Origin of the sequence: Massilia cavernae (assembly GCF_003590855.1) — a bacterium.
GTDB lineage: Bacteria > Pseudomonadota > Gammaproteobacteria > Burkholderiales > Burkholderiaceae_D > Telluria_A > Telluria_A cavernae.
The window spans coordinates 25,657-38,902 of sequence record NZ_QYUP01000066.1; the positions used below are offsets into that span (position 1 = coordinate 25,657).

A 13,246-nucleotide genomic window follows, 5' to 3' on the forward strand; every position below is an offset into this window, starting at 1 on the left:
GATGGCCTAGCGCGCTGCCGCCTGCTGCAGCTTGTAGTGCAGGTGCGATTTGATCTCGGGCCATTCGCCGCGCACGATGCTGTACATGACCGTGTCGCGCACGGTGCCGTCGCGGCGCGGGTGGTGGTGGCGGATCACGCCGTCCTTCTTCGCGCCGAGCCGCTCGATGGCGGCCTGCGAGGCGAAGTTGAAGTTATCGGTACGCAGCCCGACCACCGCGCAGCCCAGCGTGTCGAAGGCATGCGACAGGAGCAGCAGCTTGCAGCTGGTGTTCACATGGCTGCGCTGGCGGCTCTTCGCATACCAGGTCCAGCCGATTTCGACGCGGTCCACCGCGGGCAGGATGTCATGGTAGCTGGTGGTGCCCATCACCGCGCCGGTCGAGGCGTCGACCACGGCGTAGGCCACCCGGTTGTCCATTTCCAGCGCGGTGAGGATGTACTGTTCGACCTTGTGCGGCTCGGGCACCGAGGTGACGCGGATGTTCCACAGTGCGCCGTCGCTGGCGGCGGCGCGCAGGCCTTCGGCGTGGCCGAGCGTCAGCGGCTCGAGCCGGACGCCGTTGAATTCGAGGGGAGCGGCTTCGACCTGGATCATCAGCGATTGGTCCTCGACATGTACACCAGGCGCTCGAACAGGTGCACGTCCTGCTCGTTCTTGAGCAGCGCGCCGTGCAGCGGCGGCACCGCGGTCTTGGCGTCGGGGTTGCGCAGGGCTTCGGGCGGGATGTCCTCGGCCAGCAGCAGCTTGAGCCAGTCGAGGAATTCGGAAGTCGACGGCTTTTTCTTCAGTCCCGGCACCTCGCGCAGCTGGTAGAAGGTCTGCAGCGCGGCGGCCAGCAGGTCCTGCTTCAGCGACGGGTAGTGGACCTGGACGATGGCTTCCATCGTGTCCTTGTCCGGGAATTTGATGTAGTGGAAGAAGCAGCGGCGCAGGAAGGCGTCCGGCAGTTCCTTTTCGTTGTTGGAGGTGATGATGACCAGCGGGCGGTGCTTCGCCACCACCATCTCGCGCGTCTCGTAGACGTAGAACTCCATCCGGTCCAGTTCGCGCAGCAGGTCGTTCGGGAATTCGATGTCGGCCTTGTCGATCTCGTCGATCAGCAGCACCACCGGCTCGGGCGAGGTGAAGGCCTGCCACAGCACGCCCTTGACGATGTAGTTGTGGATGTCGCGCACGCGCTCGTCGCCCAGTTGGGAATCGCGCAGGCGCGAGACGGCGTCGTATTCGTACAGGCCCTGCTGGGCCTTGGTGGTGGACTTGATGTGCCACTGCATCAGCGGCATGTTCAGCGCCTGCGCCACTTCCTCGGCCAGCATGGTCTTGCCGGTGCCAGGCTCGCCCTTGATCAGGAGCGGGCGCTGCAGGGTGAGGGCGGCGTTCACGGCCAGCTTCAGGTCGTCGGTGGCGACGTAGGATTCGGTACCTTCAAAGCGCTGCGCCTGGTGATGGGATGCTTGCATATGCGTAAGTGCGTGGGAGTGGAATTATTTCGAGTATATGCCATTCCCGCGCGGGCCCGCAGCGCCACCCCGCGATGCGGCCGGGGCCGCAATCGATGTTGTCAGACCTTCAACCCCAGTGCCGCGAATGTGGACGATCTGCCAGTGTTTGGGTTAGAATCGCAGGTTGATAGTGCGAAAGATGTCAGTTTTGCACGTGCGGTACCCGATTACCACTTACCCTCGCCACCATGAAAAAAATCTTCGCACTTCTCGTGCTCGCCAGCATCGCCAATGTCGCTGCAGCGGCTGACGTTGTCGGAAACGCCCAGGCTGCCAAAGTCGACATGTGCATCGGCTGCCACGCAATTCCTGGCTACAAAGCGACTTTCCCCGAAGTCTATCAAGTACCGATGATCGGCGGCCAGTCGGCCAAGTACATCGAAAGCGCGCTGAAAGCATACAAGAAAGGCGACCGCAAGCACCCGTCGATGCGCGGTATCGCGGCGTCGATGAGCGACCAGGAAATCGCGGATGTTGCAGCTTACTACGCGGCACAAACTGCGCAAACCGCAGCGAAGAAATAAGGACGGAACCATGAAAAAACTGATTGCAGCCCTGTCCATCTCCGCCGTATCGATGAGCGCTTTTGCTGGCGGCAACATCGCCAATGGTGAAGCCCTGGCCAAAAAATACAATTGCGCAGCCTGCCACGGCGCGGACTACAACAAGCCGATCGACCCGAGCTATCCAAAGCTGGCCGGCCAGCACGCCGACTATCTGAAGCACGCAATGGTCGCCTACAAGCGCGGTTCGGGCGCGAACGGCCGTAACAACGCCATCATGTCCGGCCAGGTACAGGCACTGTCGACCAAGGATATGGCCGACATCGCAGCTTACCTGCACAGCCTGCCAGGCTCGATGGTCCTGAAGCGTTAATTGAATTCGCAGCCGCCTTCGGGCGGCCCAAAAAAATCCTTCCAGCCGGAGACGGTTGGAAGGATTTTTTTATTTTGGAAGATCGACTACCTGCGCCGCACGCACTCCACGTACGCCGCCGTATCCGGCGCGGCGCCATTGCGCTGCGAGGTCCAGATCATCTCGCCCAGGCATTCCATGATCTGGTGATGCGCATCATGTTCGCCCAGCCGCTGCACCAGCGCGTTGTGCGCGGCGCGGATGCCCGGCGGATTGTCGATCGATACCTGTTCGGCGATCGACAAGTGCATCGATAAATGCAGGAAGGGATTCGGCTGCCCGCCCTCGACCGAGTAGTCGCGCGCAACGGCGCTCTCGGCGTCGGCAAGGACGTCGTCGTATTCGGGATGCCGGGCGATCCAGTCGGACGCGATGGCGTCCATCGGGGTCAGGATCTCGCCGGCGCGCTGCTTGCGGAACGCTTCGCAGAAGAAGCGCCGCACATCATGGGAGGACGGGGTGAACATCCACGTATTGTAACGCGCCACCCCGATCCTCGTCCGGCCTTGCCTTCAGGCTAGGTCTTGCCCGGGGCCAATTCCAGCTTCTGTTCCACGGCTGTGCTGCGCGCCGGTTCCGGCGTCGCCGCCTGCTGCGGCGCGCCCTGGCTGCGCTGCGGGTGAGGCTGGCGCAAGTAGCGCGGCATGTGGCGGCGCTCGTGCCCGGTATTTGCCGGCCACGTCAGGAAACGCGACAACTCCTGCAGCGCGCGCTGGTAGACGTCGCGCTTGAACTCGATGACCACGTCCAGCGGCACCCAGTAATCGTGCCAGCGCCAGGCGTCGAACTCGGGATGGTCGGTCAGGCGCAGGTTGACCTCGTTGTCGCGCGCGCACATACGCAGCAGGAACCAGATCTGTTTCTGCCCGCGATAATGCCCGCGAATCTCGCGCTTGATGAAATGATCCGGCACTTCATAGCGCAGCCAGTCGCGGGTGCGACCAACGATTTTTACATGCTCCTGCCGCAAGCCGATTTCTTCTTCCAGCTCGCGGTACATTGCCTGTTCCGGCGTTTCACCGTATTTAATGCCCCCTTGCGGGAACTGCCACGAGTGCTCGCGCACCCGCTTGCCCCACCACACCTCGTTCTGGGCGTTTAGCAGGATGATGCCGACGTTGGGGCGAAACCCTTCACGATCGAGCATAGTGCACCTCGAAACTTTCTGCCAGCCGGGCGCCTTCTTACATTTTCACCCGCATATCCGGGCCTCCACCAGGTTTTCGGGGTACGAAAACGGCGGATCCCACATCAAACGAGCCTGTTTGTATAAAGATTGGACGCATCGGCCAGCTAATCCTTTAAAATTAGGTTGATTATAACTCTCTCTTTTTAAAAAGAATTCATCCATATGCGTGCCTCCCGTTTTTTTATTTCAACTCTTAAAGATGCGCCATCCGACGCGGAAATCGTCAGCCACCAGCTGATGATGCGCGCCGGCATGATCAAACGCCTCGGTTCCGGCATCTACACCTATATGCCGACCGGTTTGCGCGTAATCCGCAAGGTGGAGGCGATCATCCGGGAAGAAATGAACAAGGCCGGCGCGATCGAACTGTTGATGCCGCTGGTGCAGCCTGCCGAGCTGTGGCAGGAAACCGGCCGCTGGGACAAGATGGGCCCTGAGCTGATGCGCGTGAAAGACCGCCACGGCCGCGAGTTCGCGATCCAGCCTACCTCGGAAGAGGTGATCACCGACGTGGTGCGCGGCGAAATCAAGTCGTACCGCCAGCTGCCGCTGAACTTCTACCATATCCAGACCAAGTTCCGCGACGAACGCCGCCCGCGCTTCGGCCTGATGCGCGGCCGCGAATTCACCATGAAGGACGCCTACTCCTTCGACCGCGACCTGGCCGGCATGCAGGCTTCGTACAAGGTCATGTTCGACGCCTACACCGCCATCTTCACCCGCTTCGGCCTGAAGTTCCGCGCCGTTGCGGCGGACAACGGCGCCATCGGCGGCACCGGTTCGCATGAATTCCACGTCATCGCCAGCACCGGCGAAGACGCGCTGGTGTACTGCCCGACCTCCGACTTCGCCGCCAACATGGAAGCCGCCGAAGCGATGCCGCTGGCGGCAACGCGTCCGGCTCCAGCCGAGACCATGGCCAAGGTTTCGACCCCGTCCACCACCAAGTGCGAACAGGTGGCCGAACTGCTCAACATCGACCTGTCGAAGACCGTCAAGTCGATCGCGCTGACGGTCGAGCGCGAAATGGAAGGCCATATCAACAAGGAGAACTGGCTGCTGCTGCTGCGCGGCGACCATGACCTGAACGAAATCAAGGTAAGCAAGGTGCCTGGCCTGTCCTCGCACCGCTTCGCCACCGAAGAGGAAATCATCGAAGCCTACGGCACCAGGCCGGGCTACCTTGGCCCGATCGGCACCCAGCAATCGGTACGCGTGGTGGCCGACCGCACCGTCGCCAACATGGCGGACTTCGTCTGCGGCGCGAATGAAGAAGGCTTCCACCTGGTGGGCGTCAACTGGGGCCGCGACGTCGCGGAGCCGGACGTCGCCGACCTGCGCAACGTGGTCGAAGGCGACGCTTCGCCGGACGGCAAGGGCGTGCTGGCGATCGAGCGCGGCATTGAAGTGGGCCACGTGTTCCAGCTCGGCACCGCCTATTCCGAAGCGATGAAGGCCACCTTCCTCGACGAGAACGGCAAGCCGGCGCCGCTGCAGATGGGCTGCTACGGCATCGGCGTGACCCGCATCCTGGGCGCGGCGATCGAGCAGAATTACGACGACAAGGGCATCATCTGGCCGACCTCGATCGCGCCGTTCGAGCTGGTGCTGTGCCCGATGGGCTACGACCGCAGCGAGATGGTCAAGGAAGAAACCGACAAGCTGTACGCGGCGCTGCAGGCGGCTGGCGTGGACGTCATCATCGACGACCGCGGCCTGCGTCCGGGCGCGATGTTCGCCGATTGGGAGCTGATCGGCGTGCCGCACCGCGTCGTCATCGGCGAGCGCGGCCTGAAGGAAGGCAACCTGGAATACCAGGGCCGCCGCGACACCGAAGCTACCGCAGTGCCGGCCGCCGGCATGGTGGACTTCATCAAGGGCAAACTGGCCCAGTGACCCGGCGCCGTGCATGCCTGAAATGGGCAGCCGGCTTCGCGCTGGCGGCTTCCTTCGCGGGCGCCGGTCCTGCCTGGGCCGGCAACCAGAAGGAAGAAGCGATGGCCGACTCGGTTCGGCTGGCGCTGTCCAACGCCATCAAGGACGCGCGTCCGCCGCGCCCCGCGTTCCGCGACGAAGCCTCGCGCCAGCGCTACCAGCGCTGGCTGGCCGAGATGTCCGGCCGCCTCAAGCGCAAGATCCCCGACGAGCGGTCGCGCCTCGAATTCCTCGAAGCCGCGTGGTACGAGTCGAGCCGTGCCGGGCTGGATCCCGGCCTCGTGCTCGGCCTGATCCAGGTCGAATCGGCCTACCGCAAGTACGCGGTGTCGATGGTGGGCGCGCGCGGCTACATGCAGGTGATGCCGTTCTGGTCGCGCGTGGTCGGCGACGGCGACCGCAGCAAACTGTTCCACATGCAGACCAACCTGCGCTTCGGCTGCTCGATCCTGCGCATGTACATCGATATGGAGAAGGGGAACCTCTACCTCGCGCTTGGCCGCTACAATGGCAGCCGGGGCAGGGCGCCGTACCCCAATGCCGTGCTGGCCGCCTGGAAGAAATGGGAATTCCACGAGTGACGCGCCCACGCCCGTTCACACTGTATAAACAAAAATAGAGAAGGTTCGACATGCGACTTCACCTCGTTGCGGCTGCCGCCATGCTGGCCGCGCTTGCAGGCTGCGCCAGCGCGCCCCAGCAAACCGCTGCCGCCAGGCCGAAGAACATCCTGTTCTTCCTGGGCGACGGCCTTGGCATCAACACCATGACCGCCGCGCGCATCTACGCCGTCGGCGAAGAGGGCCAGCTCACGCTGGACACGCTGTCCGAATCGGCATTCGTCAAGACCTACTCGAACGACGCCCAGGTGACCGACAGCGCCGCGTCGATGAGCGCCTACATGACCGGCGTGAAGCCAAACAATGGCGTGATCTCGATGAGCGCCGACACGCGGGCCAGGGAGCCGGGCCCGGATGCACAGGGCCGCAAGCTGGTCAGCCGGTGCGCCAATGGCACGCCGGTTGCCACGCTGGCCGAACTGGCGAAGCAGCGCGGCATGTCGGCCGGCGTGGTGACCACCACCCGCGTGACCGACGCCACGCCTGCCGCCGTCTTCGCGCACGCATGCGCGCGCGAGTTGGAAACCGACATCGCCGCCGCACTGGTGCCGGGCGGCGCGGGCTACAACGCCGCGCTTGGCGCGAATGGGCTGGACCTCGTGCTGGGTGGCGGCAGCGATTACTTTGGACCGCTGCGCAGCGACGGCCGCGACCTGTTGGCCGAACTGCGCGCGAAGGGCTTCCGTACGCCGTCCGATTCCGCGCAACTGAAGGCGCTCGATGAAGCGACCGGCCAGCCGGTAGTAGGCCTGTTCGCCCGCGCGGACATGAGCTACGACGCGGTGCGCGATCCGGCGAAGGAACCGGGACTGGCGGAGATGACCACCAAGGCGATCGGCCTGCTGTCGAAAAACAGCAACGGTTTCTTCCTGGTGGTCGAAGGCGGCATGATCGACCTGGCGCTGCACGACACCCAGGCCAAGCGCGCGCTGCAGGAAACCGTCGCTTTCGACAACGCGCTCAAGGCGGCCATCGCGCAGATGCAGGCGATCGACCCGGGGCTGAAGAACACGCTGATCGTCGCCACCGCGGACCATGACCACACGCTGCTGCTGAACGGCTACGCCAAGCGCACCGGCCGCACGACGGCCACGGAGCCTGGCGTGCTTGGCCTGCTGAAGCAGGTCGCCGACGGCAAGCCACGCAAGGACAAGGACGGCGCGCCGTTCACCATCATCGGTTTCGGCACCGGCGAGAACCGGGTGCAGGGCAGCCGCGCATCGATGGCCGGCCTGACCGACGCCATCGTCACCGCCGACGACTATCACCAGGAAGCCGTGGTGCGCATGCCGAAGGGCTGGGAGACGCATGGCGGCACCGACGTCTACCTCGGCGCGGTGGGTGCGGGAGCGGAGAACTTCCACGGCACCATCGACAACACCCAGGTGTTCAACATCATCAAGGCGGCAGCCGGCCTGTAAGCCGGGCGAAGATCAACAGGAATCAACATGAAACCAAACCGACTCCTCGCGCTGGCGCTGGCTGCCTCGTTCGCGGCAAGCGCTTCTGCCCACGCCGCACCGGCGGCGAAAAACATCATCTTCTTCCTCGGCGACGGCATGGGACCTACCACCATCACGGCCGCGCGCATCTACAAGTACAAGGAAGAGGGCCTGCTCAATTTCGAGAAGTTCGAGCGTACCGCGCGGCTGAAGACCTATTCCAACGACGCGATGACGACCGACAGCGCGCCTTCGATGGGCACCTACATGACCGGCATCAAGATCAACAACGACGTGATCTCGATGGCCGATGCGAAGCCGGTGCCGCCCGCAAAGGACGCCAACGGCAATCCGACCGTCGACCAGTGCGGCGCCGACAACGGGCGTGCCGCCACCACCATCCTGGAGCTGGCCAAGGCGCACGGCAAGGCGGTCGGCTCGATCACCACCACCGAGCTGACCCACGCCACGCCGGCATCGACGTTCTCGCACGTGTGCGACCGCGATGCGGTCTACCAGATCGCCGCACAGGTGGTGCCGGGCGGCGCGGGCTACAACACGGCGTTGATGGACGGCGTCGACGTGCTGATGGGAGGCGGGCGCCATCACTTCAGCCCGTACGACACGACCGGCAATCCGGAGGGACGCGCGGACGGGCGCGACATGATGGCCGAATTCGCAGCCAGGGGCTACACGGTGGCGCTTGACCGCAACGGCATGCTGGCGGCGCCGGCGGGGCGCAAGTTCGTCGGCATCTATGCCAAGGACACGCACCTCGATTACGACCTCACCCGCAGGCCGGAGCAACCGAGCCTGTCCGAGATGACGCGCAAGGCGATCGACCTGCTGTCGCAGGACAAGGACGGTTTCTTCCTGATGGTCGAAGGCGGCAAGATCGACCATGCGCTGCACGGCACCAATGCGAAGAACGCGCTGCACGATACGGTGGCGATGGACGATGCGGTACAGGCTGCGGTGGACAAGATGCGCGCGCTCGATCCGGGGCTGGCGAATACCCTGATCGTGGTGACGGCGGATCATGACCATACGCTGACGTTCAACGGCTATGCGAAGCGCGGCAACCCGATCCTGGATATCGTGCGCAGCTACCACGACGGCCAGCCGGCGCGGGATGCGGACGGCAAGACCTATACGACGCTGGTATTCGGGAATGGCCCGAACCGCAAGGAGCGTCGAGTGGACGTGACGAGCGAGCAGGTGCTGGCGGATGCGTACCAGCAGGAGACCGGGTTGAAGACGACGTCTGAGTCGCATGGCGGCGGCGACGTGAAGCTGTTCGCGACCGGGGCCGGATCGAAGGTGTTCAAGGGGACGATGGAGAACACGCAGGTGTTCCATTTGATGAAGGCGGCGTTCGGGTTCTAGTCGGGGCCGCATCCGCCATGCCACACGCCCCAAATGAAAAAGCCCCGGTCATCGACCGGGGCTTTTTGGTATTGGGCTTGGACCGCGAGTTCTTATTATTTCAGGTGGTCGGAAATGAGCTTGGTCATTTCGAACATCGATACCTGTGCCTTGCCGCCGAAGACAGCTTTCAGCTTGTCGTCTGCGTTGATCATGCGGCGGTTCGCTGCGTCTTGCAGGTCTTGCTTCTTGATGTAGTCCCAGACCTTCTTGGTCACTTCCGTGCGCGGCAGTGGGGTTGCGCCTACAACTTGTGCCAAGACGTCCGACGGCGTCATCGCCTTCATGAATGCCGCGTTAGGCTTGCGTGGAGCTGCTGGTTTTTTTTCTGCTGCAGCTTTTGCTGGAGCGGCCTTCTTTGCTGCAGCTGGCTTCGCCGCTGCTTTTTTTGCTGGCGCTGCTGGGGATTTCTTGGCTGTTGCCATCTTCGAGCCTCCTAAACGAATACATGGGAAATTGCGCAATTGAACGCACCGGCCTATATTGGTGGGGTTTTACTGTTCATGCAAGTGTTTTTCGAAAATTTCGCCCGTTTTCATAGGGAGAACAGCGATTTTTTCGGCCTGCCAGCCCCATCAGGGGGGTGTTATCCCCCCTCCGGGCGTCAGCGCATCCCGCCGGGCATCATGCCCTTCATCGAGCGCATCATCTTCATCAGTCCGCCGCCTTTGAGCTTTTTCATCATGGCCTGCATCTGGTCGTACTGCGCCAGCATGCGGTTCACTTCCTGCACCTGGACGCCGGCGCCGGCCGCGATGCGGCGCTTGCGCGTGGCCTTGATCAGCTCCGGCTTGGCGCGTTCGGCCGGCGTCATCGAGTCGATGATGCCGACCATGCGGCGCACCTGGCGGTCGGCCTGGTCCATGTTGGCGCCGCCCGCGGCCTGCTGGAACTGGGCCGGCAGCTTGTCCATCAGCGAGGCCATGCCGCCCATCTTCTTCATCTGGCCCAGCTGCGCCTTGAAGTCGTTCATGTCGAAGCGGCCGCCGACCTTGATCTTGTTGGCCAGGTCCGCCGCGGCCTTTTCGTCGACGCCCTTGCGCGCTTCCTCGACCAGCGCCAGGATGTCGCCCATGCCAAGGATACGGTTGGCCATGCGCTGCGCGTCGAAGGCTTCGAGGCCGTCCAGCTTTTCGGACACGCCGGCAAACTTGATCGGCTTGCCGGTGATGTGGCGCACCGACAGCGCCGCGCCGCCGCGCGAATCGCCATCGAGCTTGGTCAGCACGATACCGGTCAGCGGCAGCGCGTCGTTGAAGGCCTTGGCGGTGTTGATCGCATCCTGGCCCAGCATCGCATCGACCACGAACAGGGTCTCGATCGGCTTGACGGCGCCGTGCACCGCGCTGATCTCCTGCATCATCGCTTCGTCGATACCAAGGCGGCCGGCGGTGTCGATGATCAGCACATCGTGGTAGTGCTTCTTGGCCCAGTCGAGCGCGGCCCGCGCGATGTCGACCGGCTTGTCGGCTGCGGTGGTCGGGAAGAAGTCGGCGCCCACTTGTTTGGTGATGGTTTCGAGCTGCGCGATCGCGGCCGGACGGTACACGTCGGCGGACACGGTCAGCACTTTTTTCTTCTTCTGCTCTTTCAGGTACTTGGCGAGCTTGCCGACGGTGGTGGTTTTACCGACACCCTGGAGGCCGGCCATCAGGATGATCGCGGGCGGCTGCTGGGCGAAGCTCAGTTGCGACGCTTCCGGGCCGAGGTCGGCGCCGATCAGTGCCGCCAGCTCCTTCTGGACCACGCCGACCAGGGCCTGGCCGGGCGACAGCGAAGCGATGACTTCCTCGCCCAGCGCCTTTTCCTTGACGCGGCCGATGAACTCGCGCACCGCGGGCAGCGCGACGTCGGCTTCGAGCAGCGCAAGGCGCACTTCGCGCAGCATCTCGGCGGTGTTCGATTCGGTCAGGCGCGCCTCACCGCGCATGGTCTTGACGACCTTGGCAAGGCGTTGGGTTAAGTTATCTAGCATGGGATACCTGGCTAATAAGGGGCGTAAAGCGAAAAGTACCGGCCGGGCCGGTTAGCGCCGACATTTTACCCTATGTGGCCGCGGGTTCCGGGCCGTGGGCCGCCACGGCTGCCTGCGCCTACCCGCCGTGCATGGCACAGACTGCGCGCCTGTCCTGGTCGTAGCGGGCTTCGCCAGTGGCGGTGCGCGGCTGGTCGCGCGGCCTGGCCTGAATATCAAGAGCGTCAGGGACCTGAAGGGCAGGAAGGTCGGCGTCACGCGCGGCGCCATCCAGGAAGTGCTGCTGATGTCGCTGCTGCAGCAGAACGGCCTGAGCGCCGATGCGGCGCCGGGCAAGGATGTCCAGATCGTCTACCTCGCCTACGCGGACCTGAACCAGGCCCTGCTCGGCAAGAACATCGACGCCATGATGCAGTCGGAGCCGCAGTCGTCGCAGGCGATCAACAAGGGCTTCGGCGTCGAGGTGCTCAAGCCATAGGCGCGTTCTTCCCGGTGCTGATGAACACCATCGCCGGCGTGCGCCAGGTCGGCGGCATCTACCTGCGCGCCGCGCGCAACCTTGGCGCCGGCGGCAGCACCATGTTCCTGCGCGTGATCCTGCCGGCGGCGGTGCCATATATATTGTCCAGCGTGCGGATCGGGATCGGCACCGCGTTCATCGTCGTCATCGTGTCCGAGATGATCGCGGTGAACAACGGGCTCGGGTTCCGCATCCTCGAGGCGCGCGAGTACTTCTGGTCCGACAAGATCATGGCCGGGATGATCACCATCGGCATGCTGGGCCTCGCGATCGACGTCGGCATGAACCGTTTGAACATCCACCTGCTGCGCTGGCACCGCGGCCTGGAGAGCTGACATGAGTGCATCGCCGATCAGTATCAGGGGCGTCAGCAAGGTATTCCGTACCGACGAACGCGAGCTGGCCGCGCTTGACGGCATCGACTTCGAGATCCCGAGCGGGCAGTTCACCAGCCTGCTGGGGCCATCGGGCTGCGGCAAGTCGACGTTACTGAACGCGGTGGCAGGCTTCGCGCTGCCGACCAGCGGCAGCATCGTCGCGAATGGCACCGAAGTGACCGGGCCGGGTCCCGGCCGCGGCATGGTGTTCCAGGAATATGCGCTGTTCCCGTGGATGACGGTCGAGCAGAACGTCGCGTTCGGGCTGGAGATCAAGGGCGCCGGCAAGGGTGCGATCGAGGACACGGTGCGGCAGCTGCTCGGGATGCTGTCGCTATCCGACTTCCGCAAGCGCTACCCCAAGGACCTGTCGGGCGGGATGCGGCAGCGGGTAGCGATTGCGCGGGTGCTGGCGCTGGACTCGCCGATCATGCTGATGGACGAACCGTTCGGCGCACTCGACGCGCTGACGCGACGGAACCTGCAGGACGAGCTGCTGCGCATCTGGGCCGAGCTGAAGAAGACGATCATCTTTGTCACGCACAGCATCGAGGAAGCAATCTACCTGGCCGACCGGATTGTCGTGATGACATACCGGCCCGGCACGGTGAAGCGCGACCTGATGGTCGAGCTGCCGCGTCCGCGCGACCCGTCCGCGCCCGAGTTCAACGCCCTCAAGCGCGAGCTCGGCCAGCTCGTGATGGAAGAGCAACAACGCCACCACACCGACGAACTCCGCCTCGCCGCCATCGACTAACCCTAAAATTTCCTAATCGGGGTCAGACCCCAGGGTCAGACCCCGATTTAGAAAACATTTCAATTTCTCAGCGGAACAGGCTGGTGGCAAGGTCCATCCGCCAGCGAGGCCGTGATAGTGTAAACTTCCAACACATATGCAGAACATTCTCCTTTTCGCCGCCGCATTGCTCTACGCCGTGTGCGCCGTGCTGCCCACGCGCCGGGGCGGCCTGATTTCCGCCGTCACCGCCGGCGCCTGGGTTGTGCATGGCGCGGCGCTTTGGCACGGCATGATGGCGCCGGGCAGCCTGCGCGTCGGCTTCGCCGCGATGCTGTCGGCCGCACTGTGGATTTCGGTCGCCGCCTATTGGCTCGAGAACCGCAACTTTGCGCTCGACGGCCTGCGCCGCCTCGTCATGCCTTGCGCCGCCGCGGCCGCGGTGCTGCCGGCGGTGTTCCCGGGCAGCGTGTTCCAGCTGAACGGCGCGGCACCGGCCTTCGGCTGGCATATCGCCGTCGCCATCCTCGCGTACAGCACCCTCACCATCGCCGCTTTCCACGCGGTGCTGATGGCGCTGCAGGAGTCGCGCCTGCATGCCCATGCC

General features: G+C 63.9%; 13 protein-coding genes and 3 pseudogenes. 10 read left to right on the forward strand and 6 right to left on the reverse strand.

Translation table 11 applies throughout. The annotated features are described in order from the left end of the window. Positions 1 to 6 precede the first annotated feature (6 nt). Both D3872_RS06265 and D3872_RS06270 read right to left on the reverse strand, forming a co-directional pair. A complete protein-coding gene (locus D3872_RS06265; RefSeq protein WP_119809973.1) occupies positions 7 to 597 on the reverse strand; it encodes a GNAT family N-acetyltransferase in 591 nt (196 codons plus the stop codon). Beyond that, entirely contained in the window at positions 597 to 1,463 is an 867-nt protein-coding gene (locus tag D3872_RS06270; protein ID WP_119809974.1) for an AAA family ATPase, read from the reverse strand. Before D3872_RS06270 ends, D3872_RS06265 begins: the two co-directional genes overlap by 1 nt. Positions 1,464 to 1,693: 230 nt before the next feature. Between D3872_RS06270 and D3872_RS06275 the strand changes: the two genes are divergently transcribed. Then, the gene (locus tag D3872_RS06275; protein WP_119809975.1) at positions 1,694 to 2,029 is read left to right on the forward strand and encodes a c-type cytochrome; all 336 of its coding nucleotides are present in this window, start codon (positions 1,694 to 1,696) and stop codon (positions 2,027 to 2,029) included. A gap of 10 nt (positions 2,030 to 2,039) precedes the next feature. Beyond that, positions 2,040 to 2,381: a c-type cytochrome gene (locus D3872_RS06280; RefSeq protein ID WP_119809976.1), complete on the forward strand. Its 342-nt coding sequence runs from the start codon at positions 2,040 to 2,042 to the stop codon at positions 2,379 to 2,381. 86 nt (positions 2,382 to 2,467) lie between these two features. Here the strand turns inward: D3872_RS06280 and D3872_RS06285 are convergent, their stop codons facing one another. Together D3872_RS06285 and D3872_RS06290 are read right to left on the reverse strand one after the other, a co-directional pair. Beyond that, on the reverse strand, positions 2,468 to 2,887 hold the full coding sequence (locus D3872_RS06285) for a DUF1841 family protein (RefSeq protein ID WP_119809988.1): 420 nt from the start codon (positions 2,885 to 2,887) through the stop codon (positions 2,468 to 2,470). A 50-nt stretch (positions 2,888 to 2,937) separates the two neighbouring features. Next, positions 2,938 to 3,567, reverse strand: a complete 630-nt coding sequence (locus D3872_RS06290) for an RNA pyrophosphohydrolase (RefSeq protein ID WP_229459192.1) — start codon at positions 3,565 to 3,567, stop codon at positions 2,938 to 2,940. A 204-nt stretch (positions 3,568 to 3,771) separates the two neighbouring features. On the opposite strand from D3872_RS06290, the gene D3872_RS06295 reads away from it, so the two are divergent. From D3872_RS06295 to D3872_RS06310, 4 genes are all read left to right on the forward strand, one after another. Then, positions 3,772 to 5,505, forward strand: a complete 1,734-nt coding sequence (locus D3872_RS06295; RefSeq protein WP_119809977.1) for a proline--tRNA ligase — start codon at positions 3,772 to 3,774, stop codon at positions 5,503 to 5,505. Positions 5,506 to 5,606: 101 nt separating this feature from the next. Further along, a complete protein-coding gene (locus D3872_RS06300; RefSeq protein ID WP_119809989.1) occupies positions 5,607 to 6,125 on the forward strand; it encodes a lytic transglycosylase domain-containing protein in 519 nt (172 codons plus the stop codon). A 50-nt stretch (positions 6,126 to 6,175) separates the two neighbouring features. Then, positions 6,176 to 7,585, forward strand: a complete 1,410-nt coding sequence (locus D3872_RS06305; RefSeq protein WP_119809978.1) for an alkaline phosphatase — start codon at positions 6,176 to 6,178, stop codon at positions 7,583 to 7,585. Positions 7,586 to 7,612: 27 nt separating this feature from the next. Beyond that, positions 7,613 to 8,992 (forward strand): alkaline phosphatase, encoded by a 1,380-nt coding sequence (locus D3872_RS06310; RefSeq protein ID WP_119809979.1) that lies wholly within the window; start codon positions 7,613 to 7,615, stop codon positions 8,990 to 8,992. Positions 8,993 to 9,087: 95 nt separating this feature from the next. Here the strand turns inward: D3872_RS06310 and D3872_RS06315 are convergent, their stop codons facing one another. Beyond that, on the reverse strand, positions 9,088 to 9,456 hold the full coding sequence (locus D3872_RS06315; RefSeq protein WP_119809980.1) for an SWIB/MDM2 domain-containing protein: 369 nt from the start codon (positions 9,454 to 9,456) through the stop codon (positions 9,088 to 9,090). A gap of 179 nt (positions 9,457 to 9,635) precedes the next feature. Next, positions 9,636 to 11,006, reverse strand: a complete 1,371-nt coding sequence (ffh, locus tag D3872_RS06320; protein WP_119809981.1) for a signal recognition particle protein — start codon at positions 11,004 to 11,006, stop codon at positions 9,636 to 9,638. 145 nt (positions 11,007 to 11,151) lie between these two features. On the opposite strand from ffh, the pseudogene D3872_RS06325 reads away from it, so the two are divergent. The 4 genes and pseudogenes from D3872_RS06325 to D3872_RS06340 form a co-directional block, all read left to right on the forward strand. Beyond that, positions 11,152 to 11,481, forward strand: a pseudogene (locus D3872_RS06325) (ABC transporter substrate-binding protein); the annotation flags it as partial. After that, a pseudogene (locus tag D3872_RS06330) lies at positions 11,478 to 11,861 on the forward strand (ABC transporter permease); the annotation flags it as partial. The pseudogenes D3872_RS06325 and D3872_RS06330, both read left to right, overlap by 4 nt. A 1-nt stretch (position 11,862) precedes the next feature. Further along, the gene (locus D3872_RS06335; RefSeq protein ID WP_119809982.1) at positions 11,863 to 12,660 is read left to right on the forward strand and encodes an ABC transporter ATP-binding protein; all 798 of its coding nucleotides are present in this window, start codon (positions 11,863 to 11,865) and stop codon (positions 12,658 to 12,660) included. Between the two features lie 136 nt (positions 12,661 to 12,796). Then, positions 12,797 to 13,246 (forward strand): annotated as a pseudogene (locus D3872_RS06340) (inner membrane protein YpjD); the annotation flags it as partial.

Excerpts from the sequence above, each read along its gene's own strand:
- D3872_RS06275 (WP_119809975.1), top strand. The coding sequence starts at position 1,694 with ATGAAAAAAATCTTCGCACTTCTCGTGCTCGCCAGCATCGCCAATGTC.
- D3872_RS06305 (WP_119809978.1), top strand. The coding sequence starts at position 6,176 with ATGCGACTTCACCTCGTTGCGGCTGCCGCCATGCTGGCCGCGCTTGCA.
- D3872_RS06270 (WP_119809974.1), bottom strand. The coding sequence starts at position 1,463 with ATGCAAGCATCCCATCACCAGGCGCAGCGCTTTGAAGGTACCGAATCC.
- D3872_RS06335 (WP_119809982.1), top strand. The coding sequence starts at position 11,863 with ATGAGTGCATCGCCGATCAGTATCAGGGGCGTCAGCAAGGTATTCCGT.
- D3872_RS06315 (WP_119809980.1), bottom strand. The coding sequence starts at position 9,456 with ATGGCAACAGCCAAGAAATCCCCAGCAGCGCCAGCAAAAAAAGCAGCG.
- D3872_RS06265 (WP_119809973.1), bottom strand. The coding sequence starts at position 597 with ATGATCCAGGTCGAAGCCGCTCCCCTCGAATTCAACGGCGTCCGGCTC.
- D3872_RS06310 (WP_119809979.1), top strand. The coding sequence starts at position 7,613 with ATGAAACCAAACCGACTCCTCGCGCTGGCGCTGGCTGCCTCGTTCGCG.
- D3872_RS06285 (WP_119809988.1), bottom strand. The coding sequence starts at position 2,887 with ATGTTCACCCCGTCCTCCCATGATGTGCGGCGCTTCTTCTGCGAAGCG.
- ffh (WP_119809981.1), bottom strand. The coding sequence starts at position 11,006 with ATGCTAGATAACTTAACCCAACGCCTTGCCAAGGTCGTCAAGACCATG.
- D3872_RS06290 (WP_229459192.1), bottom strand. The coding sequence starts at position 3,567 with ATGCTCGATCGTGAAGGGTTTCGCCCCAACGTCGGCATCATCCTGCTA.
- D3872_RS06300 (WP_119809989.1), top strand. The coding sequence starts at position 5,607 with ATGGCCGACTCGGTTCGGCTGGCGCTGTCCAACGCCATCAAGGACGCG.
- D3872_RS06295 (WP_119809977.1), top strand. The coding sequence starts at position 3,772 with ATGCGTGCCTCCCGTTTTTTTATTTCAACTCTTAAAGATGCGCCATCC.
- D3872_RS06280 (WP_119809976.1), top strand. The coding sequence starts at position 2,040 with ATGAAAAAACTGATTGCAGCCCTGTCCATCTCCGCCGTATCGATGAGC.